The sequence below is a fragment of the Planomonospora algeriensis genome (assembly GCF_977012225.1).
On record NZ_CDRNDK010000044.1, the window covers coordinates 1 to 26,746 of the forward strand.

Sequence of the window (26,746 nt, forward strand, 5' to 3'; positions counted from 1 at the left end):
CCGCGGCCAGCGGAGTCGCGGCGGCCAGCGGCTCGGCCACGGTGGCAGCCTGCTGCTCGCGCCGGCTCCGGGCGGCGGCGTCCTTGTGCGCGGGGCTGCAGTACTTGGCCGGGCGGCCGCCGATCCGCCGACCGTGCTCATCGCGCCGGGGCGCAGGGAGCGGGTTGCCGCAGCCCTCCAGGAGGCAGATCCCGGCCGGCTCGGTCTCCCCGGCGGGCAGGGCATCGGCAGCGGAGACGGCCGCAGAGTCGTCGAACATGCCGGTCACCCTACATTTTCCGGCTCGCGCCATGGGGAACGGCAAAGCGTTTCCATCAGATCTAGCGAGGGGACTGCCGGGTTCACCCGGCATACGGGTGCGCCGTGTCAGCCTCCCAGCCTGCTGAGCGTCATCAATTCGGTGACGGCCTCCTCGGGAAGCCGGACGAATCCCAGGAACTGATGCATCGGCAGCGACTCGACCATGCGCAGCATGCGGGCGCGCTCGGCGGCTCGCGTCTGCTCCTTCTCGGTCATGCCCGCGGTGAGCCGGGCCATGAGCCGAGGTCCGACGACCGGATGGCCGAACCACTCGCCGACGCTGGAGTCCAGCGTCAGCTCCTTCACGAGCACCTCACCGGCGAGCCCGACGGTCTCCTCGGCCACGATCAGCGAGGCGTTCTCACCGATCTGGACGGTGTAGTCGCCGGGCGCGACCAGCCAGCGGCCTTCGGTGACGTCCCAGTAGGCGAACGCGCGAGCGTCCAGGTCGAAGGCCACGGCCGTGGACTCACCGGGGCCGAGCGCGACCTTGGTGAAGGCGCGCAGCTCGCGCACCGGGCGGCGGACGGGGCCGGCCTGCGTGGCGACGTAGAGCTGGACGACGTGCTTGCCGTACCGCCTGCCGGTGTTGGCGACGGTGAGGGTGACGTGCGCGCTGTCGTCCCCGGTGACCTGCACGGCCAGGTCGCCGACGGCGAAGGCGGTGTAGGTGAGCCCATGGCCGAAGGGGTGGCGCACCGGCCGCTCGACGGTCTCGTGGTAGCGGTAGCCGACCATGACGCCCTCGCCGTACCGGACGGCGCCCTGCTCGCCGGGGAAGTTCACGAACGACGGCGTGTCCTGCAGGCGCAGCGGGATGGTCTCGGCCAGCCGCCCGGACGGGCCGGTCACGCCGAACAACAGGTCGGCGACGGCTCCGCCGCCGGCCTGGCCGAGCAGCCAGCCCTCCAGGACGGCGTCGACGTCGTCGTACCAGCCCTCCAGGGACACGACACCCCCGTTGGACAGCACCACGACGGTACGGCGGGCCGCCGCGGCGGTGGCGCGGATCAGCCGCACCTGCTCGTCGGGGAGCTCGATGGTGGTCCGGTCGTAGCCTTCGGACTCGTCGGCGTCGGCGAGCCCGGTGAAGACGATCGCCAGGTCGGCGCCCTCGGGGTCGGCGGTGACGGTCCGCTCCCCGGCCAGCTTCCTGATCTCCTCCAGCGGGACGTCCACCCGGGTGGGGTTGATGCGCGAGCTGCCGCCGCCCTGGAAGCGCGGCTGGGTGGCGAACGGGCCGACGACGGCGATGGTCCTGACCTCGGGCCGATCGGGAGCACGGCATCGCCGTTCTTCAGCAGTACGGCGCACTCGGCGGCCAGCTCGCGGGCGAGCGCGTGGTGGGCGTCGGCGTCGAAGTCCGCCTGCCCGGCCCGCCACCGCTCGGCCATGGCCCGCACCCGCGCCGCGGAACGGCCGACGGCCGCCTCGTCCAGTGAGCCGTCGCGGACGGCCCGCACGATCTCGGCGTCGCCGGCGGGGTTGCCGGGCATCTGCAGGTCGAGCCCGGCCTCCAGGGCGGCGACCCGGTCGTTGACGGCTCCCCAGTCGGAGACCACGACGCCGTCGAAGCCCCACTCCTGGCGCAGCAGCGTGGTCAGCAACCAGGGGTGCCGGCTGGCGTAGACGCCGTTGACCTTGTTGTAGGCGGCCATCACGGTGGCGGGCCGGGCCTGCTCGACGACGCGTTCGAAAGCGGGCAGGTAGATCTCCCGCAGGGTGCGCTCGTCGACCTCGGCGCTGACGCGCATGCGGTCGGTCTCCTGGTTGTTGGCCGCGAAGTGCTTGACGGAGGCGCCCACCCCGTGAGCCTGCAGGGCCTTCACATGGGCGGTGGCCAGGACGCCGGACAGCAGCGGGTCCTCGGAGTAGTACTCGAAGTTGCGACCGCACAGCGGCGAGCGCTTGATGTTCACCCCGGGCCCCAGGACGATCTGGACGCCGTGCGCGCGGGCCTCGGCGGCCACCGCGGCGGCCAGGCGGCCCGCGACGGCGGGGTCCCAGCTGGAGCCCACCGCGACGGCGGGCGGGAAGCAGGTGGCGGGCAGACTCTCATGGACGCCCAGGTGGTCGGTGCCGCCCGCCTGCCGGCGCACGCCGTGCGGGCCGTCGCTGAGTACGGCCGAGGGCACCTCGCCCACCGGCTCGGTGCTCCACGCGTCCTTGCCGGACAGCAGGGACGCCTTCTGCTCAAGGTTCACCGGATGGCTTCCTTCGGATCGTCGGCCGGTTCCCCGGACGCGCCGGGAACGGACTCGAGACTGCTGCTACGAGAGGATGCCGCCTCGGGGACCTCGCCGTCGACGGGGACGCGGAACGGCGACGGGACACCGGGGAAGCACCCGCCGCGCCTCCGGACACCGGAACGATCACGCGCACCCGCTCCTCCCCTCCGGTGACGAGCGCGTCCCGGCCGCCGGAGCTCGTAGCGGGGCCCGCAGCGGAGCTCGAGGGCGGCGAAAGGCGGCGGCGATCAGGGCGGCGTCTTCCCCCACCCAGCCGAGCAGGGCGGATCCGCGGTTGCGCTGGAAGGGCAGCCCGACGTAGGCGAGACCGGGCACCGGGCTGACCCCCGCGGAATGGACGGGGAGCCCGCCGTCCAGGGCGCGCGGGATGCGGATCCAGCGGTGGTCGGGACGGTAGCCGGTCGCCCAGATCACAGCCGATGCGGTCACGGTCTGCCCGGTGGCGGTGCGCAGCCGCGGTCCGTCGGCGGCGGTGACGCGGCCGACGACGCGCACCCCGAGCCGTCGCAGGCCGCGCGGGCCCAGACCGATCAAGGGGTCGCGGTCGCGGACCAGACGGCCCAGCCGGCCGGTGACGGGCGCGCGGACGAGGCCGAACGCCTGCAACCAGGTGAACACGTCGACGCCGCCGACACGCTGGGGCAGCACCGGTTGCCTTCTGCCGAGCGAGAGCGTGACCGGCCGGGTGGCGGCGAGCTCGGCGGCGATCTGGACACCGGAGTTGCCGCCTCCGACGACCAGTACGGGGCCGTCGGGAAGCTGGGCGGGGTTGCGGTAGTCCGCGCTGTGCAGGGAGACGATCCCGGGCGGGAGCGGCAGGTCGGGGATGTACGGCTGCTGGAACGGGCCGGTGGCGACCACGACGCCGTCACAGGTGAGGGTGCCGCGGTCGGTGGCCGCCTCGAATCCTCCGCCCGGGATCAGGCGCAGCCCGGTCACGGTGGTGCCGAGCCGGACGGGCAGCTCGAAGTGGGCCGCGTACGCCTGCAGGTAGTCGGCTACCTCGTCCTTGCCCGGGTGGCGGTGGCCCGGGCCCGCCAGCGGCAGGCCTGGCAGTGCGCTGAGACGGGCGGGGGTGAACAGGCGCAGGGAGTCCCAGCGGCGCCGCCAGGAATCACCGATCCGGGGCTGGGCGTCCAGCAGCAGAACGTCGTGGCCGGCCTGGCGGAGTTCGCGGCCTGCCGCGAGCCCGGCCTGGCCGGCGCCGATCACGATAATCACGGGGACAAGCCTGCCCGCCGGGGTGGCGGCGGGGCTTGAACGAACCTGCTAAGGCAGCCAGCGCACCCCCTCGGTCAGCGCTGAGGGGGTGTCGCCCATCATGCGGCGGACGGTGCGGGTCAGGTGGGCGGCGTCGGCGAATCCGGCCGTGTGCGCGGCCTGGGTCAGCGATACGCCCTCCGACAGCGCGCTCAGGGCCGCGCGCAGGCGCGCCCATAGCACATACGGCCGGAACGGCAGCCCGAACTCGCTGGTGAACAGGTGGGACAGCCGGCTTTCCGACAGGTGCACGCGGGTCGCGACGTGGCCGAGCCGCACGGGCCCGGGCAGCGTATCGGAGATGACCTGCGCGGCGTGCCTGAGGGCGGGGTGGCCGGCTTGCGGCGGCGTCCCGGTCAGGGTCGCGATCAGGGCCTGCAGCGCGGGCAGGTCACGCGTCGCGGGGATGTCGGCATCGATCCGCCAGGCGGCGGGCGGACCGGTCCGTCCCCGGTCGAGCGCCGGCCCGGCCTGGGACGGGTCGATCAAGGCCAAGAGCGCGTCGTCCGCTCCGCGCGCGATCGCGTGGGGGGTGTTGGCCGGGATGAGCGCGGCCGTCATGGCGTGTTCGACGCCGTCGGCGCCCCGCAGGATCAGTCCGTCACCGATCAGGAGCTGCACGGCGTGGTGGGCGTGCAGGGCGCCCGCGCCGATGCGGCCGCCGTAGTAGAGCCGGCCAGGCCTGATCGTCGCCCATCCCCGGCATCGGGCTTCGGCTTCGGACGATGGCATCGGCGAACGCCCCGCCGGGCCGGTCAGCGCTCCCGGAGGCGCTGCGCCTCCTTGCGCGCCTCGGCCTGGACCGACCGCTCGCGCGTCAGCCACTCGGGCTCCTCGGCCTTGATGGCGTCGATCTCGGCGGTGGTGAGCGGCCCGGTGATGCCGCCCCTGGCCAGGCCCGAGTTGGAGACGCCCAGCTTCACGGCGACGACCTGCCTGGGGTGCGGTCCGTTGCGCCGCAGATCGGCCAGCCAGGCCGGCGGAGCGGCCTGCAGCGCGTTCAGCTCATCCCTGGAGACGACGCCCTCCTGGAACTCGGCGGGAGTGGCCTCCAGGAGCACACCCAGCTTCTTGGCCGCGGTCGCGGGCTTCATCGTCTGAGTGGTCTTGAGCTTGGTCATGGTGTCAAGGGTAGGGCGCGAAACCGCTTGCCCTGACATCGGTACCCTGAGGAGGTGACTGACAGGGAGTTCCGGCTGGCTTACGTGCCCGGGGTGACGCCCGCCAAGTGGGCGGGTGTCTGGGCCGAGCGTGTGCCCGACGTGCCGCTCACCTTGGTCCCCGCCGCCGCGGCCGAGGTGGTGGGGCTCCTGCACGACGGTGGTGCCGACGCCGGGTTCGTACGGTTGCCCGTGGACCGCGAAGGGCTCAGCGTGATCCCTCTCTATGTGGAGACCACCATGGTCGTGGTGCCGAAGGACCACGTGGTGGCCGCCGCGGACGAGGTGACCATCGCTGATCTCGCCGACGACGAGGTGTTCCATCCGATGGACGACACCCTTGAGTGGACGGCCCTGCCGGGGCTGCCGGCTTTCACGCGCCCGGACACGACGGCGGAGGCGATCGAGCTGGTGGCGGCGGGGGCCGGGCTGCTGCTGGTCCCGCAGTCGCTGGCGCGCCTGTACCACCGCAAAGACCTGACCTGTCGGCCGGTCGTGCAGACGCCGCAGTCGCAGATCGCGCTGGCCTGGCCCGCGGAGGCGACGACTGAGCTGGTGGAGGACTTCATCGGCATCGTCCGCGGGCGTACGGCGAACAGCTCGCGGGGCCGTACCCCCGCCCCGGCCCCGGGGAAGGCGCGTAAGCAGCCGCGGAGTCCGGCTCCGGGCGGGTCGGGCCGCCGGGGCACGCAGACCGGCCGCGGCAGGAAGGGCCGACCGGCCCCGCTGAGCGGCCGTCCCCGGACGCGGGGGTGCGGCAGGCCCGCGACGGCATCACGGCGAAACGGGCGCCCGGGTCGGCCGGATGGCGGCACCGCCCTGCGTGATCATCGAGCCCGACGACGATGATCCGGTCTGGTTCGCCTCGGTCTCCCGACACTAGGGGGGCAGACCAAGTACGCCGGAAAGGGCTAACAGGAGGGTTCTGATCGGAAAGAATCTGCGTTCTGCCCGGTTCCCGAGACTGCGTCTGACCAGGTCAGCGTAGTCAGGCCGCTACGGGGACCAATCCGGCCACACGTCGGGCACGGCTGTCCACAGCCGAAACCTCTGCTTCCGCCTCCACCGCCTGACCTGCGGTTGGCCCCTTTCCGGCGTACTTGGTCTGCCCCCAGGGGAGGGCTCGACCTTCACCTTGCGCATCCCGGCCGACACCGTCGACGGCGCTGACAGCCGGTGATGGCGGTGCGGCATCGGGCGGCAAGAGCGCTATCTGGATCCATGACGGCCGAACGACACTGCAACCCTCCTTATCGGTCCCTGTCTGGCCGATGAAACGGTTGGCCGCAACCGGGAGGGTATATGCCGAAAGGGGGCGGTGGATGTGAACGCTGGGGAGCGGTGGATGTGAGCGACGAGCCGTTGCTGCCGCGGATGCGGACCGATGAGCTGCTCGCCGAGCTGCAGGAGCGCCTGCAGGTGCTCGCGGCGGCCCAAGAGCGCGTCCACACCCTGCTGGAGGCCGTGATCTCGATCGGCGGAGACCTGGATTTGGAGACCGTGCTGCGCCGCATCATCGAAGCGGCCACCCGGCTGGCCGACGCCCGCTACGGAGCCCTGGGCGTGATCGGCGAGGGCGGCACGCTCAAGCGGTTCATCCCGGTGGGCATGAGCGAGCAGCAGATCGCGGCGGTCGACCACTGGCCGCGCGGCGAGGGCCTGCTCGGCCTGCTGGTGCGCAAACCGCAGACCCTGCGCCTGGCGGATATGGCCGACCATCCCGCCTCCTACGGCTTCCCCGCAGGCCACCCGCCGATGCGCAGCTTCCTGGGCGTGCCGATCCGGGTGCGCGAGGAGGTGTTCGGCAACCTGTATTTGACCGAGAAGACCGGCGGCGGGCCGTTCGGGGAAGAGGACCAGGCCGTGGTCACCGCGCTGGCCACGGCGGCGGGCGTGGCGATCGCCAACGCCCGCCTGTATGAGGAGACCCGGCGGCGCGAGGCCGAGCTGCATGTGTTCGCCGGCGTCGTCGCCCACGACCTCAAGCGCCCGATCAGCGTGATGCGCGGTTTCACCGAGATCACCCTGGAGAGCCTCGCCGGCCAGCGCGTCCGCCGGGAGGACCTCGGTCACCTGCAGCGGGTGCTGGCCGCCGCCGGCCAGATGAGCCGGCTGATCGACGACCTGCTCATCTACGCCACCGCCCGCGACGCCGCGTTGCCCCTCATCGACGTCGACGTGGCCCGTCTGGTGCGCCAGATCGTCGACGATCACCTGGCCGCGGCCGAGACGGCCGAGGCGGTGCCGCAGGTGTATCTTGGAGCGCTGCCGCCCGTGCGCGGCAATCCTCCCCTGCTGCGTCAGCTGTTCGACAACCTGATCGGCAACGCGATCAAGTACACCCCGGCCGGTCAGGCCGCCCGCGTCGACGTCACCGGCGAGCCGGCCGGCAGCGGCTGGGTACAGATCACGGTCGCCGACCGCGGCATCGGCATCCCGCCGGGCGAGCATGAGGCGATCTTCACTGGATTCCACCGCGTCGCCAGCACCTACACCGGGACCGGGCTGGGACTGGCCATCTGCCAGCGGGTCATCGAGCGCCACGGCGGCACCATCACCGCTAGCGACAACCCCGGCGGCGGCGCCCGCTTCACCTTCACCCTGCCCGCCACCTCCGATCTACCGCAGCGGTGATACGGCCCGCAAAGGGGGGCGCGGCCGCCGATTCCCGCAACCGGATCGGTTGCGACCTGGCAGGGTGAAGGGCGGTGAGCATCGACGAGCAGTCCCCGCGGGTCGAGCAGGTTCCGGCGTCGCGCCGCCGCGGCGTCGGCCGGGGAGCGGCCGACGACCGAGCACCATCCGGTCAGCGTGCTGAACGAGCAGGCCCAGCAGGGCCGCATCAGCGCCCCGGAGTGGCAGGTGGCCTCCACCGGTCCGTCACACGCCCCGGCGTTCACCGCCACGGTCGCCACCCGCCCCGCCGACGGCGAACGTCTCGTCTCCGCGACCGGCACGGGCGCGAGCAAGGCGGTGGCGCGGGCGGTGGCCGCCGCGGCGCTGCTGAGCGCGCTGGAGGCGCCCTGAACCTCCCGGCACCACCCGTCCGGTCCTGCTCTCCCCCCGCGGGTCTCCTCTACAGGTCTACTCGCCGGCGGGCGCGGCGGGCAGGTGCAGGGTGAAGATGGAGCCCTCGCCGGGGGTGCTGGTGGCGGTGACGGTGCCGCCGTGGGCGGCGGTGATGGCCTTGACCAGTGACAATCCCAGGCCGATGCCCTGGACGGCGTTGTCGGTGGCGTAGCGGGAGCGGTAGAAGCGGTCGAACACGTGCGGCAACTCGTCCGCATCGATGCCGACGCCGTGGTCGGTGACCGCGATCGCCACCTGCCCGCCCTGCGAGGAGGCGTGCACGGTGATCGGTGTGTCGGCCGGGGAGTACTTGACCGCGTTCGACAGCAGTCCGCCCAATGCCTGCACCAGCAGGTCACGGTCGGCCGCCACGCGGTCCACACCGGCCTCCAGGCGCACCTGCAAGGTGTGCCCGCTGGCCCGGGTCTGGGCGCCGGCGGTGCGCACCGCCTCGTCGATGATCTCGTGGACCGGTGCCGGGGCCGCGTGCACGCCCAGCCGGTCGTGGTCGAGGATATTGATCGCCAGGAGGTCTTCGACCAGGTGCTGCAGCCGGGCCGTGTTACCGGTGATCGCCTGCAGCATGCGCTGCTGCTGGGCGTTCAGCGGACCGGTCTCGGCCTCGCCGAACAATTCCAGGTAGCCGGTGATGCTGGCCAGCGGGGTGCGCAGCTCGTGGGAGACGGTGGTGATGAAGTCGTCCTTGGCCGCGTCCAGTTCTTTGAGGCGCGCCACGGTGGCCTGTTCGGCCTCATAGGCCTGCCGTAGCGCCGCTTCGGCCTGGCGGCGCTCGGTGATGTCGTGCACGAACGCGTGAAAGGCCCACTCGCCGTCCTCGCGGGTGGCCCACACCACCAGCTCGATGGGGAACTCGCCGCCGTCGGGCCGCGCGCCGGCCAGCTCCAGGCGCCGCCCGAGCACGTTCGACCGCCCCGTGGCCAGGAACCGGGCCCGGCCGGCCTGGTCGGCCTGGCGGTAGCGCTCCGGCACGATCGTCTCGTGCACCTGCCGTCCCAGCACCTGCTCGCGGGAGCGGCCGAACATGCGCGCGGCCGCGGCGTTCCACTCGGTGATGTGCCCGGCGGCGTCGGTGGAGATGAAGCCTTCCACGGAGGTGTCGATGATCTGCTGCAGGCGCTCGCGGCTCGCCTGGACGGTCTGATGGGCCCTGTGGCGGTCGATGACCCGGCCGAGCTGGTGGCCGAGGCTGGCCATCACCCGCAGCAGCGCCTCATCTCGGTCGACCTGCTGGCGGGAGAAGAACTGCAGCACCGCGGCCACGCCGTCGGCGGCGATGACCGGGAAGGCGAACGCCGCCCGCACGCCCGGATCCCGTCCGCGCAGGACGCCCGCGGTCAGCGGGTCGACGGTCACATCATGCGACCAGACGGGCTGGCCGGTGGCCGCTACCCGGCCGATGATGCCGGTCCCGGGCGCGAACCGGGTGGTGGCGGCGATCTCGCGCAGTACCGGAAAGTCCTCGATCGGCCCGGCCCAGATGCCGCAGGAGACGAACGCCTCGCCGTTGTCGACCGGAACGCACAGCTGGCCCAGCGGCCAGCCGGTCACCTCGCGCACCGCGCTCAGGGCCGCGCGCGCCGCCTGTTCCAGGTCGTCGGTGGCGCTGGCCACCGCGGTGACGGTGTCGAGCAGCGTCACCAGCGCCACTTCCCGCTGCGTCCCCGCCACCGCAGCGCCTCCTTCCGGCCCGGCCCGCGCCCGCCGGGGCCGTCGTGTTCCTCCTTCGAACCTAACCGAAGGTGACTGCGTGATGACGCGGCGACCCCGGTGGAAGGGTCAGACCGGGTCGTGACAGTGGCACCACGGCGGCACCATGCCGGCCCTGCCCCGCTTCTGATGTATCTGCCAGCACATCTCATACGGCGAGTGACGCGCGGAGAGCGGGGCGGCATCATCGTGGCGGCGCATTGGACCGGATGTCTTACCCCGGGAAACGGCGTGCCGCTCTACGCATCCTCCGCGCCGCTGGACGCGGCCTGCACCGCCTGTTCGGCGGCGTCGCAGATCTCGAAGGCCCGGCGCAGGCCGGTGATCGTCAAGAACCGGGCCAGGGTGCCGTGCACGCCGGACAGCAGGAACCGCTTACCGGCCGCCTGGCACTGCTTCAGGGCACCGATGAGCGCGCTGATCCCCGTCGAGTCGCAGAACGCCATATCGGCCGTGTCCAGCACCACCGCGTCGAGATCGTCTTGCTCCCACAGCGGCTGCACGCTCGCGCGCAGCGTCGGCACGGTCATCGCATCCAGGTCGCCGGTGAGGTGGACGACCATCACACCACCGTGCTGGACCAGGGAGACGGCGAAAGGGCGGCCGCGCACAGGACCGGACGGCGCGTTCATCGGAGACTGCATGCGGGGGACAGGGCAGGCATGCCCCTCTTCCTACCAGGAATGACCTACCGTTGATGCGTCCGGATCACCACGGGATCGATGACGATTCGTCGGCCAGGCGGGTGAGATCGGGAAAACGATGCCGGCCCGGCTCCGATGGGGACCACCGCATCGGCACCACCGGATAGCCGGGGAAGCCGGTGAGGGATCACCGGCGACCCTCAGGGCAGGAACGGCGCGGATCACCGGCAGAACCCCGGCGCGGGCAGAGCACGCGCCGGGAAACGAACGCAGCGCAGATCAGGATGGTGCCGCTGGTCCGACGGGCAGGCACACCGTGAAGATCGTTCCGCCGCCGTCCCGCGGTGCGGCGGTGATGGTGCCGCCGTGCGCGGTCACGATCGCCTTGGTCACGGCCAGCCCGAGCCCGGTCCCCTTGATCCCGGACTCCTTGGCGGTGGAGGCGCGGAAGAACCGGGAGAACAGCTGGTCGTACTGCTCGGGCGGGATGCCGATGCCGGTGTCGGTGATCGTCAGCATCACCGTCCCCCCCGCGCACGGCCCGCCGTCGGCGGGCCCGGCGGTGACGGTGACCGTCCCGCCCGGCGGCGTGTACTTGATCGCGTTCGACAGCAGGTTGTCGATCACCTGGCGCAGCCGCACCGGGTCGGCGTGCACCCGCAGGGCGCGGGCCAGCTCTGCGGTGAAGGTCAGCCGGTTGGCCGCCGCGGCGGGCCGGTGGTCGTCGAGGGCCTCGCGCAGCAGGCCGGTCAGCGCCAGAGGCCGGGCCTCGATGCCGATGTGCCCGCCCTCCAGGCGGGCCAGATCCAGCAGCTCGTCCACCAGGCGCTGCAGGTGGCCGCTCTTGCGGTCGATGACGTCGGCGAAGTCGCGCTGCCCGTCGGTCAGCTCCGCATCATCCAGCAGCAGCTCGGCGTAGCTGCGGATGACGGCGACCGGGGAACGGATCTCGTGGCTGGCCAGCGCGACCAGCTCGTCCTTCATCACGTCCAGCTCCCGCAGCCGGCGCACCTGCTCCTGCTCGGCGGACAGCAGCCGCTCGCGCTCCTCGGCCAGCCGGTGGCGGTCGGTGACGTCGGTGGAGATGCCGTCGATCAGCAGCCGCCCGCCTTCGCGGCGCGGCATGCCGCGCATCCAGATCCAGCGGGTGATGCCGTCCAGGCCGATGAGCCGGCATTCGACCTCGGCTTTGCGGCCGGCGGAGGCCGCAGCCTGGAAGGCGGCGATGGCCGGGCGGTCGTCGGGATGGACCTGGCGCATGAAGACCCCGGGCGCATCGGCGTCCGCGGGCAGCGGGCCGCCCAGCAGCTTGGCCAGGTTCGGGCTGACGTCCACGGCCCGGACCGAGCCGTCCGGGCCGATCTCCATGGTCCACACATCATCGTCGAGCTGGGCGATGACCTGCTCGAACCGGCGGCGGCCGGCGGCCAGCTCCAACTCCAGTTCCTCGGCGCGGCGGCGCTCCATGTACCGGCCGAGGTGGGCGCAGATCCCGTCCAGCAGAGCGACCAGGTCCTCATCGGGCTCCTGGGCGGTATCGGTGAAGAAGGCCAGCACGCCCTGCACCTGCCCGCCGCTGTAGACGGGCAGGCCGATCGCCGCGCGCAGGCCGGCCTGCAGCGCCTGCTGCTTGCGGGCGAAGCCGCGGGGATCGGCGGGCAGGTCCGTCACCCACATCGCCCGGCCCGCGTCCCACACCAGCCCGGCCAGCCCCTGGCGGCGGCCGAAGGTGCGCCGTGCATCACCGGTGAAGGCCGACACGTCCCGATCCGGCCGCCACCAGGAGGCGATGCGGGTGATGCCGCTGTCATCGGGGGCGACCTGCCAGTACTCGCCGCAGGTCCAGCCCAGCGCATCGGTGACCGCGGCCAGCACCTCGGCGGCGGCCTGCCGGCTGGAGGCCGCGGTGGCCAGCACCTGCACCACGGCGTGCTGGGCCTGACGCAGCAGGCCGAGGCGTTTTTCGGCGGTGATGTCGCGCAGCAGCGCATGACACGGCGTCCCATCGGCTCCGGTGTCGGCGCGCACGACCATTTCGACGGGGAACTCCCGCCCCGACCGGTCGATCGCGGTCGCCTCCAGCCGCTGCCCGGCCGATCCGCCCTCACGTTCGCGTACCCGGCGCAACGCCTGCTCCCAGGCGGCGCGCCGCCGCGGCGCAGCGATCAGGTCCAGGGCCGCGCAGCCGACGGTCTCCTCGACCGACCAGCCGAACAGGCGCTCGGCCCCGGCGTTCCACGCCGCCACCGTCCCATCGGCGTCAATCGAAAGCGCCGCCTGCGGCAGGCGGTCCAGCACCGCCTGCGCATGCGCCAGCCGCACCTCGATCTCCGCCACCACCATCGCGGCCAGGTCCTCCAGCAGGCCCAGCTGCTCGGTGCTCCACTGCCGGGGCACCGAATCGATCACGCACAACGCGCCCAGCACCTGCCCGCCACTGGTCCGCAGCGGCATCCCGGCATACGCCGCCAGCTGACCGCCGGCGACGGCCGTGACCGCGCACCAGCGCGCATCAGCGCGCGCGTCCGCCACGGTCAGCGGCATGTCATCGGCCACGATGTAGCGACACAGCGACTGCGACAAGGGATTGTGCTCGGCCTGCCACGGCTCGGCCGGCCCGCTCGTACTGATGACGACCTGGCGGTCGACCTCGATCAGCGACACCATCGCCACCGGCGCCTGCAGCCACCGGGCCGCCAGCCGGGTCACCCGATCCAGCAGCGGCACCTCATCGGCTTCCAGCAGGCCGGTCGCGTGCAGCGTCTGCACCCGGCGCGGATCCCGGATGCGATCAGCTACGGTCATCGTGGTCACCCCCTTCCACCCACCCCTACCCCTTTGACGGACCCTTCCGGCCTGTCCCGCCGCAGGCACCGGGTATCCGACCTGCGACGATCCCTTTCCCGGGCATGCGCTCCGTCCCTCGACGGGGAGAACCGGGACCTGCTTCGATAACGCGATCACCGAGAGCTTCTTCGCCTCACTGGAGTGCGAGCTGCTCGACCGGCGGACCTTCCGCACCCGGTCGGAGGCCGAGCGGGCGGTGTTCGCCTCCATCGATGGGTTCTACGACCCCCGGCGCCGGCATTCGGCCAACGGCCAGCTGAGCCCGGCCGACTACGAGCGCCGACAGGCCCTCAAGAACGTCCATCAAGACGGCTATGCTGCCGCGTAACCGCAAGCCCTGATGCGTCTACCGAACCGGGGCAACTCCAGCCGCAGGTACCGACGAGGGTGCCTGCGGCTGCCGACGGCCGCGCGGCAGCCTCAGCTGATGGTGACCGGTCCGTCCACCGCCGATCCCAAAGGTGGTCCCCCTCCTCACAAGCCTGCGCCGAGGGCGTACAGCGGTGGCGGTGTCCTGCCTGCGCACAGCGTGGGCGAGACACCAAAGGTCAGTCCTCTGGCCTGCCCAGGTGATCGTCGTTGTGCTGGACGACGAGCTCACCCCAGCAGGGGAGCCCTCCGGGGTGCAGGCGGGCCAGTGCGCTGGCAGCAGGCGTATGAATCCCGTCAATAATCTGCCCAGCGGCGTAGGGAAAGCGTCAAGATGCGGGGAAGGTGCTGGCTGTCGCTATTTCATGGGGTTTGGCCCTCACGGAGGGCCTCGGTAAGTTTCCGGGATCTGGGGAATGGTGATCGGCGTGCCACGGGGGCGGCTGCGGATCTACCTGGGCGCGGCCCCGGGGGCCGGTAAGACCTTCGCCATGCTGAGCGAGGGGCGGCGCGGTGCAGAACGCGGCCGGGACGTGGTCGTGGGCCTGGCGGAGACCCACGGCCGGGCCCGCACCGCCGCGCTGTTGGACGGCATGGAGATCCTCCCTCGCAAGACCCTGATCCATCGGGGCGAGGTCGTCACCGAGCTGGACACTGCGGCGGTCATCGCCCGCCGGCCGCACGTCGCCCTGATCGACGAGCTCGCCCACACCAACGCTCCGGGATCGGGCAACGCCAAGCGCTGGCAGGACATCGAGGAGATTCTAGAGGCCGGCGTCGATGTGGTCTCCACCGTCAACATCCACCAGCTGGAGTCGGTCGGCGACGTGGTGCAGCAGATCACCGGGGCGCCGCAGGACGAGAGCGTGCCCGATGAGGTCGTACGGCGGGCTGAGCAGGTCCAACTGGTCGACATGACACCCGAGGCACTGCGCCGCCGCCTGGCCCACGGCAACATCTACCCGCCGGAGAAGGTCGACGCGGCGCTGTCGAACTACTTCCGCGAGGGCAACCTGTCGGCGCTGCGGCAGCTGGCACTGCTGTGGGTGGCCGGGAAGGTCGACGAGCAGCTGGACCGCTACCGGGCCGAGCACGGCATCGCCGCCACCTGGGAGACCCGGGAGAGGGTTGTGGTCGCGCTGACCGGCGGCCCGGAGGGCGACACGCTCGTGCGGCGGGCGGCCCGCATCGCCGGCCGTACCCAGGGCGCGGATCTGCTGGCGGTGCACGTCACCCGCTCGGGCGGGCCGACCGGCGCCGGCCCGGCCCACCTGGCCAGGCAGCGCACCCTGGTCGAGGACCTCGGCGGCTCCTACCACCAGGTGGTGGGCCAGGACGTCGCGCGCGCCCTGCTGGACTTCGCCCGCGGCGTCAACGCCACCCAGCTGGTGCTGGGCACCTCCCGCCGGAGCCGGCCGGCGCGGCTGCTGTCTCCGGGCGTCGGCGCGACCACCGCCGCGCTGTCCGGCTCCATCGATGTGCACATGGTCCCGCACGAGGAGACCGGGGCCGGGCCGCAGCGCCCGTCGCGCTCGCGCGCGGCGCTGACCTGGACCCGGCGGACCGCTGGATGGCTCCTGACGGTCGTGGGCGTGCCCGCGCTGGCCGCGGCGATGGTTCCGCTGCACGGCTTGAGCCTGTCCAGCCGGATCCTGCTGTTCCTGCTGATGGTGGTCGCGGTGGCGCTGGTGGGTGGCCGGTGGCCCGCGATCACTGCGGCTGTGGGCGGGTTCGCCCTGCTCAACTGGTACTTCACCCCGCCGGTGCGCACCCTGGTCGTGGCCCATCCGGAGAACCTGCTCGCGCTCATCGTGTTCGTGCTGGTCGCGGTCACCGTCAGCGCCGTCGTCGACCTGGCCGCCCGCCGTGCCGCCGAGGCCGAGGTGCTGTCCACGCTGGCCGGGCACGTGCTGCGCGGCCAGGCCGCGCTGGCCTCCCTGCTGGCCCGGTTACGCGAGACCTTCGCCCTGACCTCGGTCACCCTCCTGGAGCGTGCCGGAGACCCCAGTCCCGACGACCGCGCGGATCCGGAGGCCTGGCGCATCCTGGCCGTCTCGGGAGGGCCGCCCTGCGCCAGCCCGGAGACCGCGGACACCGACGTGGCCGTCGGTGCCTCCCTGGTGCTGGCCGCGCGCGGGCGGCTGCTGGAGGCCTCCGACCGCCGGGTGCTGGAGGCTTTCGCCGCCGAGATCGCCGTCGCGCTGCGCCAGGAACGCCTGCAGCAGGAGGCCGCACGGGCCCGGCCGCTGGCCGAGGCCGACAAGATGCGCACCGCCCTGCTGGCCGCCGTCAGCCACGACCTGCGTACCCCGCTCGCTTCGGCCAAGGCCTCCGTCGACAGCCTGCGCAGCACCGAGGTCGACTGGTCGGCGCACGACCGGGCCGAACTGCTGGCCACCGCCGCCGAGTCGCTGACCGCCCTGGACCGGCTGGTGGCCAACCTGCTGGACATGAGCCGCCTGCAGGCCGGGGTACTCGGCCTGGCGCTGCGCCCGGTGGCACCGGAGGAGGTCGTGCCGCGCTCCATCGACGCCCTGGGTCCGCTGCGCGACCGCCTCACGGGCGAGGTCCCGCTGGACCTGCCGGAGATCGCCGCCGGCCCGGCCCTGCTGGAACGGGTCCTGGTCAACGTGATGTCCAACGCGGCCCGCTACAGCCCACCCGGCCAGAAGGCCCTGATCACCGCCAGCAGGCACGGTGACCGCGTGGAGATCCGTGTTGATCGACCGCGGCCCCGGCATCCCGCACACGGCCCGCGAGCAGGTCTTCCTGCCCTTCCAGCGGCTGGGCGACCGGGACAACCACACCGGTGTCGGGCTGGGTCTGGCGCTCGCGCGCGGGCTCACCGAGGCCATGGGCGGCACCCTGGTTCCCGACGAGACCCCCGGCGGCGGGCTCACCATGATCGTCTCCATGCAGGTCTTCTCTCCCGACCGGGACACGCTCACCGAGGAGGACGGGTGACCCGGATTCTGATCGTCGACGACGAGCCGCAGCTGCTGCGGGCGCTGCGCATCAACCTGGTCGCCCGCCACTACAAGGTCGCCCTGGCCGGTGACGGCGGCTCCGCCCTGCGTCAGGCCGCGCAGTTCCATCCCGACCTGGTCGTGCTGGATCTGGGCCTGCCCGACATCGACGGGGTGGAGGTGGTCTGCGGCCTGCGCGGCTGGACGTCCGTGCCGATCGTGGTGCTGTCGGGCCGGGCGGGCAGCCAGGACAAGATCGACGCCTTGGACGCCGGCGCCGACGACTACGTCACCAAACCGTTCGACATCGAAGAGCTCCTGGCCCGCATCCGGGCCGTCACCCGGCGCGCCACACCGCACGAGGCGCAGCCGGCGCAGGTCCGGATCGGCGAGCGCACGGTCGACCTGGCCGCCAAGACGGTCTCCGGCGATGTGCGGCTGACCCCCACCGAGTGGCGTCTGCTGGAGTTGCTGCTGCGCAACCCGGGCAGGCTGATCAGCCAGCGGCAGATGCTCACCGAGGTGTGGGGCACCGACTACGACAGAGAGACCCACTATCTGCGCCAGTACATGGCCCAGCTGCGGCGGAAGCTGGAGCCCGACCCCGCCCGGCCGGTCCATCTGATCACCGAGCCCGGCATGGGCTACCGCTTCGCGCCCTAAGGCCAGCCATCCGTCAGACCGTGACCGCCGCCGGTCTCGGAGGAGAGAACCGCGCCATGCCACCACACCGACAGACGACATCGACCACGGAGGGTGGGCCGCGATGAACACATCGACCCCGCCGAAGACTGGATCCGTACGCGGCGAGTCCGCGCTGGGCCGGTGGCTGCTGCATGGCCTGCCGCGCTCGGACGCCAAGACCACCGGCCCGCACCATGCGGAGACGCCGGGCCATCAGCACTCCTGGTGGCAGGTGATGTGCCTGACCGGCGTGGACTACTTCTCCACCCTGGGCTACCAGCCCGGCATCGCCGCGTTGGCCGCCGGGGCCCTCAGCCCCATCGTCACGCTGCTGCTGGTGGCGCTGACGCTGTTCGGAGCGCTGCCCACCTACCGGGCAGTGGCCGAGCAGAGCCCCAACGGGCTGGGCTCGCTGTCGATGCTGGAGAGCCTGCTGCCCGGCTGGCGCGGCAAGCTGCTGGTTTTGTTCCTGCTCGGGTTCGTCGCCACCGCGTTCATCGTGACGATCACCCTGTCGGCCGCTGACGCCACCGCCCATGTGCTGCACAACCCGTTCGTGCCCGCCTTCCTCGCCACCTGGCAGGTGCCGGTCACACTCGTGCTGATCGCCGCGCTGGGCGGGGTGTTCCTGATCGGCTTCAGCGAGGCCATCTCCATCGCGGTGGTGCTGGTCGCCGTCTACCTGGCCTTGAACGTCGTGGTCGTGGCGGTGGCCGTCCAGCACGTGCTGGCCGAACCGGCCCTGGTCGCCGACTGGGGCGCCGCACTGAGCGCCGAGCACTCCAGCCCGATCGCGATGATCGCCGTCTCGCTGTACGTCATGCCGAAACTCGCCCTGGGGTTGTCGGGGTTCGAGACCGGCGTGGCGGTGATGCCCCTGGTCAAGGGTGATCCGGCGCGGCGCATCGCGGGGGCCAGGAAGCTGCTGACCACCGCCGCACTCATCATGAGCGGCTTTTTGATCACCTCCAGCTTCGCCACCACCGTGCTCATCCCCGCCGAGGAGTTCGCCGAGGGCGGCAAGGCCAACGGGCGCGCCCTGGCGTATCTCGCGCACGAGTTCCTCGGCGACTGGTTCGGCACCGCCTACGACGTCTCCACGATCGCCATCTTGTGGTTCGCCGGCGCCTCGGCGCTGGCCGGACTGCTCAACATCGTGCCCCGGTATCTGCCCCGCTACGGCATGGCCCCGGACTGGTCGCGCGCCACCCGGCCGATGGTGCTGGTCTTCACCGCCGTCTCCTTCGCCATCACGCTGTTCTTCAACGCCGACGTCGAATCCCAGGGCGGCGCCTACGCCACCGGCGTGCTGGCACTGATCCTGTCGGCGGCGGTCGCGGTCACCCTGTCGGCCTGGAGTGCGCGCCGCCGCCGGGCCGCGGTTCCCTTCGGCGTCATCAGCCTGATCTTCGCCTACGCCACCGTGGCCAACATCATCGAGCGGCCCGACGGCCTGGTGATCGCGCTGCTGTTCGTCCTGGCGATCGTGGTGACCTCGCTGATCTCCCGGGCCACCCGCTCCACTGAGCTGCGCGTCACCCGCATCAGCCTGGACGACGCCGCCCGGCGCTTCATCAACGAGGCCGGGGAGATCCACCTGATCGCCAACGAGCCGCACGCCCGCGACTGCAAGGAGTACGTCGACAAGGCCCGTGAGGCCTGGGAACTGCACCGGTTGCGCACCGGCGAGGGTCTGATCTTTTTGGAGGTGACCGTCCCGGACGCCTCGGAGTTCGAAAGCGAGCTGCGGGTCGTCGGCGAGGAACGCCACGGTTTCCGCGTCCTGCGCATGGAGAGCCCGACCATCGCCAACTCCATCGCCGCGCTGCTGCTGTATCTGCGCGATGAGACCGGCAAGACGCCGCACGTCTACTACCACTGGGCCGCCGAGGGCAACCCGATCGGCGCGCTGCTGCGCTATCTGGTCTTCGGCGGCGGTGACATCCCGCCGCTGACCCGCGAGGTGCTGCGCCAAGCCGAGCCGGACCCCGCCCGCCGCCCGCTGGTCCACGTCGGCTGAGTCGCTACCTGTGATCTGAACCCCACCTATCAAGATCGGCTTTTGGGTCGTCATCACCCCGCCGATGCCCAGGCGCGCCTCAAGCAACAGGATGGTCCGATCAATGCGCGGTGGTGATCGTCAAGGTGGTCCTGTTCAGCCTGGCCACTGAGGCGCTCACCGCTGCGGTGCTGAGTGCCCGCTTCGCCCTCGGCTACGGCCAGCTGCTGGCCGGCTTCTTCACCGGGGTGATGCCCCGCACCGCCGGATTCAACAGCATCGATATCGCCGGCATGTACCCGACCAGCTGGCTGGCCACCGATGTGTTGATGTTCATCGGCGGCGGCAGCGCCGGCACCGCCGGCGGCATCAAGGTCACCACCTTCGCCGTGCTGGCCTACGTTCTGTGGGCCGAGCTGCGCGGTGAGACCCAGGTCAACGCCGGCCACCGCCGCCTGGCCGCCGCCGTGCAGCGCCAGGCACTGGCCATCGCCCTGCTGGGCGTGGGGCTGGTCATCGCCAGTACCTACGCGCTGCTCGCGCTGACCCCGCACAGCCTGGACCGGGTGTTGTTCGAGGTGGTCTCGGCCATCGCCACGGTGGGGCTGTCGACCGGGATCACTGCCGATCTCACCACGGCCGGGCAGCTGCTCGTCGCGGCGTTGATGTTCGCCGGCCGGGTCGGCCCGGCCACCCTGTTTTCCGCCCTGGCCCTGCGCGACCGCACCCGCCGCTATGAGCTGCCCGAGGAGAAAGTCATCGTCGGCACTCATGTACGGGATAATAGGAAATTATCCCGTACATGAGCTGGACGCAGGAGAGCTGGCGTACGAAGAGGCGAACCTCACCGCCGAGATCGTTCCTTGGCGTACGTTTTCGTTCCGTTGTTCCTCACCGGCCGAGCACGTCTCCGGTATCAACGCGGGTCGCGGCCATCCCGACGGCACAAGCGAAGAGCCGGTGACGGCTGGGGGTGGCCGGATTCACTGCGGTGCAGACGGGTGGGCCGGCAGGCGGACGGTGAAGACGGTGCCGCCGCCCTCGCGCGGTGTGGCGGTGATGGTGCCGCCGTGCGCTTCGACGATGGCCTTGGTGAGGGCCAGGCCCAGGCCGGTGCCCTTGATTCCGGATTCGGTGGCGGTGGAAGCGCGGAAGAACCGGGAGAACAGCTCGTCGTACTGCTCCGCTGCGCGATCACCGGCGCCGGCATCTTCGGCCACTCCCGCAGAAGCGCCCGGATCTGCGGCTCGTAGGCATCGGCGACCGACCCGCGCGGGGCCCGCTGGTACTTCGGTGACCGGTCGGAGGCCAACGCGGCCCGCGCGGTGTTGCGAGCCACTCCCAACAGCCTGGCGATCTCCTTGATGGGCACGCCCTCTGCTCGGTGCAGGCGGCGAATCTCGGCCCAGTCCTCCACTTTCAGCACCCTCCAAGATCTAGGAGGGGGGTTAACTTTCGGAGCCCGGCTCGCTCACCGGCTCGCCACGGCGGTGAGCCGGATGACGCTGATCCGGCTGATCCGCTCCCTGCCCGACCCGCGGCCGGCTGCTACGCCGAGGGAACCCGCCGCGGCGCGCCCGAGGCCATCCAGGTCGCCGACCGCTGGCACCCATGGCGCAACCTCGGCGAGGCCGTCGAGTGCACCGTCACCACACACCGCTCCCATCTACGCGACCTGGTGCCCGTCGTCGGGCAGGCCGACGTGCCCACGCCGTATCCGGTCGCCGTGGAGCCCCTGCCCGAACCCGTCGCGGACGGGGCATGCGTTCCGGTCTGCTGGCCGGTCAGACCCGTCGGCGGCACGCCGCTGGCCGCCGTCCGCGACCACGTCCGCGGCTTCGCCGACATGATGCTGCAGCTGCGCGGCGAGCGCTTGGAGCAGTGGATGAACGACGTCCGGGCCTGCCTGAACTGCGCTCCTTCATCACCGGCCTGCACCGTGACTTCGACGCGGCAAGGGCCGGGCTCAGCCTGCCCTGCAGTTCCGGGAAGGTCGAAGGCCACGTGACGCTGGCGTGCGCTACTGACACATGATGACGAAAATTCACTGACATCAGTGACAAACCAGCAGCTCAGCGGCCTTCGGAGAGCAGTGGAGAGTCTCTCCTCGGCATCCGGTGTCAGCGGCCTGCCGCCCCTTTCGCATGGACGCAGGAAACAGCCGTCGTGATCCCGGGGGAGCTGCCCTGGCCCGAGGAATGGAGGGCGGCGCGTCGAAAGGGATCGAGGTTGATCGTCTTCTTCACCGGCCCGGCGGGTCTTCCAGTCCCGAACGCTGCAGCCGGAACCCGGCAGAACTATTTGCACAACATGGGCCAGATTTATAGCGTTTTATCCGATTCTCTGGCGATTGAAGGACTGAGAGCCCTTCTGCCGCACGGCAGGGCGGACGCATCCCATCACACCGGCGTTCCGCCATTCGGCCGCCAGGATTCATCTCAGCGAGCCGATTTTCCGGAATTCGATCTTGAAGTGGCCCCTCGTGTTGTTGCGCATTGAACCTGGCAGTTGCTCACTCTTGTTGACATGAACCTGGCAGTGCTCGTTGATCTTGTCGTCATGATCATGTTCTGAGATGATCATCTCGTGCCAGGCAGCAGGAGAGGCCGGCAGGCCGACTCCGGACTGCATCTGGTCATGGGCGAAGTAGCGGACAGCGCATCCGGGTTCGAGGTGGCGTTCCTGAGCGCCGGCCAAGAAGCCCGCCGTCCACTGTCCGAGGCGCGGTCGATCGCGTTCGAGCTGGTAGAACCGGTGCGCTCGTTCCCTTCCTTCAAGGGACAGCGCAACTTCCCGGGCCTGTGGTGGTCCGCGACATCCGGTCGGCATGTGGGCTTCGAGTCCTGGCTGGAGCGCGACCACGCGATGCTGCTGGACTTCGACCCCGACGTGGTGGGATTCGCCTCCCAGCCGTTCTGGCTGTTTTGGCCAGGGGAAACGCGACGGCGTTCTCACGCTCCGGACTGGTTCGCCCGGCTGCGTGACGGATCGGCGGTCGTGCTGGACAGCCGACCCGCGGCCCGGATCCGGGAGCGGGACGCGCACGCGTTCGAGCAGACCGCGGCGGCGTGCCGGGCTGTGGGATGGCAGTACTGGCTCTGGCACGAGCCGGACCCGGTCCGGTCAGCGAATCTGCGCTGGCTGGCGGGCTATCGCCACCCGCGACACCACATCGCGGAGATCAGCGAAGCGGTGCTGGAGGTGTTCTCCATCCCGGCCGAGCTGATGGCGGGTGCCGGCGAGATCGGGGATCCGATCCGGGTGCTGCCGGTGGTGTTCCACCTGCGCTGGAAGCAGGTTCTGGTCGCTGACCTGCAGTTTCCGCTGAGCGAGACATCGGTCGTCGCGCCGGGAAGGGAGTATGTCGGCGTTGGCCAGTCGTGAGGTGCTGAAGCTGGGGGATCGCGTCCGCTTCGACCAGGCCGAGCACACGGTCGTGGGCCTGTCGGGGACCGCGGTGCGACTGCAGTCGCAGATGGGCGTCGACAGCGTGGTGCTGCTGTCGCATCTGCTGAGCTGGAGCGATTTCGAGGTGATCGGCGGCGCAGAACAGCCGTCGCTCACGTCGCTGGGTCTGCTGGAGGCGGTGCCGCCCCGGGCGCGGGAGATGGCGATGTTTTGGGAGCGGCACATCGTCGAAGTGGAGACGGGCCTGCCGCCCGAGGCGGAGGCCGGGGCCGAGCCGCGCGAGGAATACGACCCGGCCGTGACGACGGTGGAGGACCGGGTCGCGGCGAAGGCCTGCGAGCTGGCCGAGACGGACCAGCCGGTCAGTGTCCGCACCCTGCACCGGATGCGCCAACGCTATCGAGAGCAGGGCGTCTGGGGGTTGGTCGATCAGCGGGCGACGCGGCAGCAGACGCTGTCCGGCCGGGTGGACCCGCGGGTCATCACGGCACTGACCGTGTTGATCGAGGCGGAGACAGGCGACTCGACGGGGACCAAATCGCGTCTGCGCCGCCGGGTCGAGCAGGCCCTGGCCGACGAGTACGGCCTGGGCGTCGTTCCGATGCCGTCCCGGGCGACGTTCGATCGGCTGGCCGGAGCGCTGACGGCCGGGCGGCACACGTTCGGCTCGGCGGTCACGCGCCGCCAGGCGGCCAACCGCCCGGCGGGAGCCTTCACCCTGACCGCGGCGGCCCGCCCCGGGGAGCAGGTACAGATCGACACCACGCCGCTGGACGTGCTGGCGGTCCTGGACGACGGGGTGACGGGACGGGTCGAGCTGACCATCGCGGTCGATGTCGCGACCCGCACCATCTGCGCGGCGGTGCTGCGCCCAGCCGGAACCAAGGCGGTCGACGCCGCGGTGCTGCTGGCCCGCATGCTGGTGCCCGAGCCGATGCGGCCGGGCTGGTCGCAGGCCTTGGCGATGAAGACCTCCCGACTGCCCCACGCGCGTCTGCTCGACATCGACCGCCGGCTGGAGCTGGCCGCGGCCAAGCCGGTCATCGTTCCCGATACCGTCGTCTGCGACCGGGGCAAGGTCTTCTTGTCCGAGGCGTTCCAGCGGGCCTGCCGACACCTGGGCATCTCGGTCCAGCCCGCCCATCCCCGCACGCCGACCGACAAGGCGGTGGTGGAGCGCACCTTCGCCTCGATCAACACGCTGTTTTGCCAGCACGTCGCCGGATACGTGGGGCGCGACGTCACCCGGCGGGGCGAACCGGTGGAGGCGGTCTGGACGCTCGCCGAGCTGCAGGACCTGCTCGATGAGTGGATCGTCGCCGGTTGGCAGCCGCGCCCGCACCAGGGCCTGCGGCATCCGCGATCACCGCAGCTGACGTTGTCTCCCAACGACATGTATGCCTGTCCGGTCGCCGCGGCCGGGTATCTGCCTCTCACCCTCACCGGCGAGGACTACATCGAGCTGCTTCCGGTCACCTGGCGGGCGATCAACGACTACGGCATCCAGATCGACTACCGCACCTATGACGACGAGGCGTTGAACCCCTACCGGCGCCAATCCTCGCCGATCGAGGTGAAACGGGGTCTTTGGCCGGTGCACTACGACCCCTATGACCTGAGCCGGGTCTGGCTGCGCGGCCCCGACGGGTGGATCACCATTGCCTGGACCCACGCGGCGATGGTCCCGCAGCCGTTCGCCGACTTCACCTGGCGGCACGCCCGCAAGCTCGCCGCGGCGACCGGCCGCGACGACACCGACCAGACCGAACTGGCATGGATCCTGGCCGACCTGCTCAAGCGGGCCGACGCCGGCCCGGCTGAGCGCCGCATCAGAGCCAGGACGAAGGCCGCCACCGGGCCGTCCCCGCACCGCCTGGCCATCACGCCCGTCCCCGACGACCTCCCCGAGCAGGAGGATGCGTCCGCAGACGACCACGGCGCTCAGATCATCCCGTTCGGTGTGTTCGACCCCTTCAGTGATCAGGAGTACTTGTGAGCCGTCCCGGTGCCGACACCTCGGAGCCGCACAACCCGCTGACCACGCGGGAGGGCTGGGCGCGATTCGTCTCCGCCAAGCCCATGGAGCTGCAGCTGGTGCCCGAGGAACGGCTGGCGCTCTTCAACGGGTTCCGCCGGGACGACTACGAACGCGACCGCCTGGACTATCACGCCCAGTTGATCGTGGTCGCCACCCCCCACCGTCCGCCAGGTCGCCCACTCCGGCCGCCGGCTGACTCTGCTCAACCGGGGGCAGATCAGCGCCCGGCGCGGTCTGATCGTCACCGGGGCGGCCGGGACCGGCAAGACCACCGCGATCATCCAGCTCGGCAAGCAGCACGAGCATCAAGCCCGGCGCCGCCGCCAGGGCAAGGCGCCGTTCCAGCCCGTCGTCTTCGTGACCATCCCCCCGGCGGCGACCGCGAAGATGGTCGCCGCCGAGTTCGCCCGCTTCCTCGGCATCCCGCTGCCCAGCCGCCCCAACCAGATCGAGATCACCAACATGGTCTGCGACGTGCTCTGCGATCTGGGGACCGACCTGGTGATCGTGGATGAGATCCACAATCTCAACCTCGGCAGCCGGGTCGGCGCCGAGACATCCGACCAGCTCAAATACCTGTCGGAGCGCATCCCCGCCACCTTCCTCTACGCCGGAATCGACGTCGAAAGCGCCGGATTGTTCACCGGCACCCGGGGACGGCAGATCGCGGGGCGGTTCGCCACGCTGACCACCAGCCCGTTCGCCTACGGCACCCAAGCCGAGCGCAACGACTGGAGCTCTTTGATCGCCACCATGGAAGACGCCTTGAGGCTCTACCGGCACCGGCCCGGCAGCCTCGTCCGCCTGGCCCCCTATCTATACCAACGCACCTCAGGGATGATCGGCAGCCTCTCCCACCTCATCCGGGAGGCGGCCATCGAGGCCATCTTGAACGGCAGCGAGAAACTCACCAAACCGCTGCTGGAGCACGTCACCCTCGACCACGCGGCCGAGACCAGCCGGCCGAAAACACGCCGATCGCGAGCTGGGCGCCGCCCCGGCAAGGTCGCCTGATGGGAAGTCGCTGGCGGCGCATCACCTGGCCCGGCCCGGCTCGTGAGCTCCCCATCCCGCAGCGTCCGCTGCCCGGTGAGTCGATCAACTCCTTCCTGCGACGCCTGGCCGCGGTCAACCACATCGACCCCGGCGTGCTGCTGGCCGACCTCGCCGGCGAGATCCTCCTGACCGACCATCGCTGGGAGGACTCCGAACTCGACCTCGACGACCAGGCCATGACTCGGCTGGCGGCACGCAGCGGCAACCCGCTCACCTCGCTGCGCCACGCCCTGCGGTCCATCCCACCGCGCCACAGCAAGATCCTCGGGGGCAAGCACGGCCCACGCTGGCTGAAGTGGCGGGCCGGCCACCGCCCCGTCCGGGCCTGTCCCGGCTGCCTGGCCATGCGTTCGACGCACCCTCACGCGTTCGTCTACCTTGATCCGCCCCGTCTGCTCTGCTCACAGCACGGCTACTGGCTGACCACCTCCGTTCACGCCGAACGGCCTTTCCCGCTCACGCGCCTGCCCGAGGTCGTCCACGCCCACCGTCACCATCTGCGGTTCCGGCGGCGCCATCGCGACAACGCCGATGCTGTCGTCAGCCAAGCACGGGTTCTCATCAACCGGATCCATGCCCGCGGCAACTACCTACACGAGCGCTGGGACAACAGGGCCTCTCTGCTTGGCCTTCCCCGGTCGAGCGCGGTGATCGCCATGGTCACCTACCCCGAGGTCATCGCTCTGGCCGAGTTCGTCGCCCCCCGCCGACTCGTCCGCCCGACCCCCGAGGACATCACCGCCGCCCTGGACGAGCTCGGCCGCCGGCTTGGCGAGCCCTACCCGTCCAACCCTGCGCCGAGCGAGCCCCTGACGCACTGGCTTCGCCAAAAAGTGACAAGTTGACTGAGCGAGAACCCGCACGTTCCCGCTCACCCTAGTTGTCACTGCCCAGTTCTTCTGTCCGGTGCCAGTCCTGGGTTCCGCAGCTAATCAGGGTTCTGGGCCACGGGTGAGGGTGTAGGTGCTG

Annotated in this window: 21 protein-coding genes and 5 pseudogenes; 15 read left to right on the top strand and 11 right to left on the bottom strand. The window is 71.2% G+C overall.

The annotated features are described in order from the left end of the window. The 6 genes and pseudogenes from ACWJ6R_RS07675 to ACWJ6R_RS07700 form a co-directional block, all read right to left on the bottom strand. A partial coding sequence (locus tag ACWJ6R_RS07675) for a hypothetical protein (protein ID WP_449061522.1) occupies positions 1 to 259 on the bottom strand: 259 nt, incomplete at its 3' end. Positions 260 to 366: 107 nt separating this feature from the next. Continuing rightward, a complete protein-coding gene (locus ACWJ6R_RS07680) occupies positions 367 to 1,683 on the bottom strand; it encodes a glycoside hydrolase family 3 C-terminal domain-containing protein (protein WP_449061523.1) in 1,317 nt (438 codons plus the stop codon). Between the two features lie 74 nt (positions 1,684 to 1,757). Then, a pseudogene (locus tag ACWJ6R_RS07685) lies at positions 1,758 to 2,504 on the bottom strand (glycoside hydrolase family 3 N-terminal domain-containing protein); the annotation flags it as partial. A 168-nt stretch (positions 2,505 to 2,672) separates the two neighbouring features. Continuing rightward, positions 2,673 to 3,770: a flavin-containing monooxygenase gene (locus ACWJ6R_RS07690; protein WP_449061524.1), complete on the bottom strand. Its 1,098-nt coding sequence runs from the start codon at positions 3,768 to 3,770 to the stop codon at positions 2,673 to 2,675. A 48-nt stretch (positions 3,771 to 3,818) separates the two neighbouring features. Continuing rightward, complete coding sequence (locus tag ACWJ6R_RS07695; RefSeq protein WP_449061525.1) at positions 3,819 to 4,541, bottom strand: helix-turn-helix domain-containing protein; 723 nt, start codon at positions 4,539 to 4,541, stop codon at positions 3,819 to 3,821. A 23-nt stretch (positions 4,542 to 4,564) separates the two neighbouring features. Then, positions 4,565 to 4,930: a DUF5997 family protein gene (locus ACWJ6R_RS07700; RefSeq protein ID WP_449061526.1), complete on the bottom strand. Its 366-nt coding sequence runs from the start codon at positions 4,928 to 4,930 to the stop codon at positions 4,565 to 4,567. A 54-nt stretch (positions 4,931 to 4,984) separates the two neighbouring features. Here ACWJ6R_RS07700 and ACWJ6R_RS07705 point away from each other — a divergent pair, with 54 nt between their 5' ends. The 4 genes and pseudogenes from ACWJ6R_RS07705 to ACWJ6R_RS07720 all read left to right on the top strand — a co-directional run bounded on the left by ACWJ6R_RS07705 (position 4,985) and on the right by ACWJ6R_RS07720 (position 7,996). After that, a complete protein-coding gene (locus tag ACWJ6R_RS07705) occupies positions 4,985 to 5,818 on the top strand; it encodes a LysR family substrate-binding domain-containing protein (protein ID WP_449061527.1) in 834 nt (277 codons plus the stop codon). 525 nt (positions 5,819 to 6,343) lie between these two features. After that, a pseudogene (locus ACWJ6R_RS07710) lies at positions 6,344 to 7,102 on the top strand (GAF domain-containing protein); the annotation flags it as partial. 45 nt (positions 7,103 to 7,147) lie between these two features. After that, the gene (locus ACWJ6R_RS07715) at positions 7,148 to 7,603 is read left to right on the top strand and encodes a sensor histidine kinase (protein WP_449061541.1); all 456 of its coding nucleotides are present in this window, start codon (positions 7,148 to 7,150) and stop codon (positions 7,601 to 7,603) included. Between the two features lie 177 nt (positions 7,604 to 7,780). Further along, positions 7,781 to 7,996 carry a putative dsRNA-binding protein gene (locus ACWJ6R_RS07720; protein ID WP_449061528.1) on the top strand — a complete coding sequence of 72 codons (216 nt, stop codon included), beginning with the start codon at positions 7,781 to 7,783 and terminating at the stop codon, positions 7,994 to 7,996. A 57-nt stretch (positions 7,997 to 8,053) separates the two neighbouring features. Here ACWJ6R_RS07720 and ACWJ6R_RS07725 read toward each other — a convergent pair whose 3' ends face one another. From ACWJ6R_RS07725 to ACWJ6R_RS07735, 3 genes are all read right to left on the bottom strand, one after another. Further along, positions 8,054 to 9,727, bottom strand: a complete 1,674-nt coding sequence (locus ACWJ6R_RS07725; RefSeq protein WP_449061529.1) for an ATP-binding protein — start codon at positions 9,725 to 9,727, stop codon at positions 8,054 to 8,056. Positions 9,728 to 10,005: 278 nt separating this feature from the next. Further along, positions 10,006 to 10,410 (bottom strand): anti-sigma factor antagonist, encoded by a 405-nt coding sequence (locus ACWJ6R_RS07730; protein WP_449061530.1) that lies wholly within the window; start codon positions 10,408 to 10,410, stop codon positions 10,006 to 10,008. Between the two features lie 279 nt (positions 10,411 to 10,689). Then, positions 10,690 to 13,215 (bottom strand): ATP-binding protein, encoded by a 2,526-nt coding sequence (locus tag ACWJ6R_RS07735; protein WP_449061531.1) that lies wholly within the window; start codon positions 13,213 to 13,215, stop codon positions 10,690 to 10,692. Positions 13,216 to 13,336: 121 nt separating this feature from the next. On the opposite strand from ACWJ6R_RS07735, the pseudogene ACWJ6R_RS07740 reads away from it, so the two are divergent. The 5 genes and pseudogenes from ACWJ6R_RS07740 to ACWJ6R_RS07760 form a co-directional block, all read left to right on the top strand. After that, positions 13,337 to 13,585 (top strand): annotated as a pseudogene (locus ACWJ6R_RS07740) (IS3 family transposase); the annotation flags it as partial. A 457-nt stretch (positions 13,586 to 14,042) separates the two neighbouring features. Continuing rightward, positions 14,043 to 16,590 (top strand): annotated as a pseudogene (locus ACWJ6R_RS07745) (DUF4118 domain-containing protein). After that, positions 16,587 to 17,255: a response regulator gene (locus ACWJ6R_RS07750; RefSeq protein WP_449061532.1), complete on the top strand. Its 669-nt coding sequence runs from the start codon at positions 16,587 to 16,589 to the stop codon at positions 17,253 to 17,255. The pseudogene ACWJ6R_RS07745 and the gene ACWJ6R_RS07750 overlap by 4 nt, the downstream one beginning before the upstream one ends. 103 nt (positions 17,256 to 17,358) lie before the next feature. After that, a complete protein-coding gene (locus ACWJ6R_RS07755) occupies positions 17,359 to 19,296 on the top strand; it encodes an amino acid transporter (RefSeq protein WP_449061533.1) in 1,938 nt (645 codons plus the stop codon). Between the two features lie 110 nt (positions 19,297 to 19,406). Beyond that, positions 19,407 to 20,081, top strand: coding sequence for a potassium transporter TrkG (locus tag ACWJ6R_RS07760; protein ID WP_449061534.1), 675 nt, complete (start codon positions 19,407 to 19,409; stop codon positions 20,079 to 20,081). A 177-nt stretch (positions 20,082 to 20,258) separates the two neighbouring features. Here ACWJ6R_RS07760 and ACWJ6R_RS07765 read toward each other — a convergent pair whose 3' ends face one another. Beyond that, positions 20,259 to 20,495, bottom strand: a complete 237-nt coding sequence (locus tag ACWJ6R_RS07765; protein WP_449061535.1) for a sensor histidine kinase — start codon at positions 20,493 to 20,495, stop codon at positions 20,259 to 20,261. After that, positions 20,447 to 20,701: pseudogene (locus ACWJ6R_RS07770) on the bottom strand (helix-turn-helix domain-containing protein); the annotation flags it as partial. The pseudogene ACWJ6R_RS07770 and the gene ACWJ6R_RS07765, both read right to left, overlap by 49 nt. A 252-nt stretch (positions 20,702 to 20,953) precedes the next feature. Between ACWJ6R_RS07770 and ACWJ6R_RS07775 the strand changes: the two are divergent. From ACWJ6R_RS07775 to ACWJ6R_RS07800, 6 genes are all read left to right on the top strand, one after another. Further along, entirely contained in the window at positions 20,954 to 21,283 is a 330-nt protein-coding gene (locus ACWJ6R_RS07775; RefSeq protein ID WP_449061536.1) for a hypothetical protein, read from the top strand. 221 nt (positions 21,284 to 21,504) lie between these two features. Beyond that, the gene (locus ACWJ6R_RS07780; protein ID WP_449061537.1) at positions 21,505 to 21,774 is read left to right on the top strand and encodes a hypothetical protein; all 270 of its coding nucleotides are present in this window, start codon (positions 21,505 to 21,507) and stop codon (positions 21,772 to 21,774) included. Positions 21,775 to 21,861: 87 nt separating this feature from the next. After that, complete coding sequence (locus ACWJ6R_RS07785) at positions 21,862 to 22,659, top strand: TnsA-like heteromeric transposase endonuclease subunit (RefSeq protein WP_449061538.1); 798 nt, start codon at positions 21,862 to 21,864, stop codon at positions 22,657 to 22,659. Beyond that, positions 22,637 to 24,679, top strand: a complete 2,043-nt coding sequence (locus ACWJ6R_RS07790) for a Mu transposase C-terminal domain-containing protein (RefSeq protein ID WP_449061539.1) — start codon at positions 22,637 to 22,639, stop codon at positions 24,677 to 24,679. Before ACWJ6R_RS07785 ends, ACWJ6R_RS07790 begins: the two co-directional genes overlap by 23 nt. A 279-nt stretch (positions 24,680 to 24,958) precedes the next feature. Continuing rightward, on the top strand, positions 24,959 to 25,735 hold the full coding sequence (locus tag ACWJ6R_RS07795) for a TniB family NTP-binding protein (RefSeq protein WP_449061542.1): 777 nt from the start codon (positions 24,959 to 24,961) through the stop codon (positions 25,733 to 25,735). Continuing rightward, positions 25,735 to 26,622 carry a TniQ family protein gene (locus ACWJ6R_RS07800; RefSeq protein WP_449061540.1) on the top strand — a complete coding sequence of 296 codons (888 nt, stop codon included), beginning with the start codon at positions 25,735 to 25,737 and terminating at the stop codon, positions 26,620 to 26,622. Before ACWJ6R_RS07795 ends, ACWJ6R_RS07800 begins: the two co-directional genes overlap by 1 nt. The last annotated feature ends 124 nt before the right edge of the window (positions 26,623 to 26,746 follow it).

Excerpts from the sequence above, each read along its gene's own strand:
- ACWJ6R_RS07695 (WP_449061525.1), bottom strand. The coding sequence starts at position 4,541 with ATGCCATCGTCCGAAGCCGAAGCCCGATGCCGGGGATGGGCGACGATC.
- ACWJ6R_RS07700 (WP_449061526.1), bottom strand. The coding sequence starts at position 4,930 with ATGACCAAGCTCAAGACCACTCAGACGATGAAGCCCGCGACCGCGGCC.
- ACWJ6R_RS07730 (WP_449061530.1), bottom strand. The coding sequence starts at position 10,410 with ATGCAGTCTCCGATGAACGCGCCGTCCGGTCCTGTGCGCGGCCGCCCT.
- ACWJ6R_RS07735 (WP_449061531.1), bottom strand. The coding sequence starts at position 13,215 with ATGACCGTAGCTGATCGCATCCGGGATCCGCGCCGGGTGCAGACGCTG.
- ACWJ6R_RS07755 (WP_449061533.1), top strand. The coding sequence starts at position 17,359 with ATGAACACATCGACCCCGCCGAAGACTGGATCCGTACGCGGCGAGTCC.
- ACWJ6R_RS07790 (WP_449061539.1), top strand. The coding sequence starts at position 22,637 with ATGTCGGCGTTGGCCAGTCGTGAGGTGCTGAAGCTGGGGGATCGCGTC.
- ACWJ6R_RS07800 (WP_449061540.1), top strand. The coding sequence starts at position 25,735 with ATGGGAAGTCGCTGGCGGCGCATCACCTGGCCCGGCCCGGCTCGTGAG.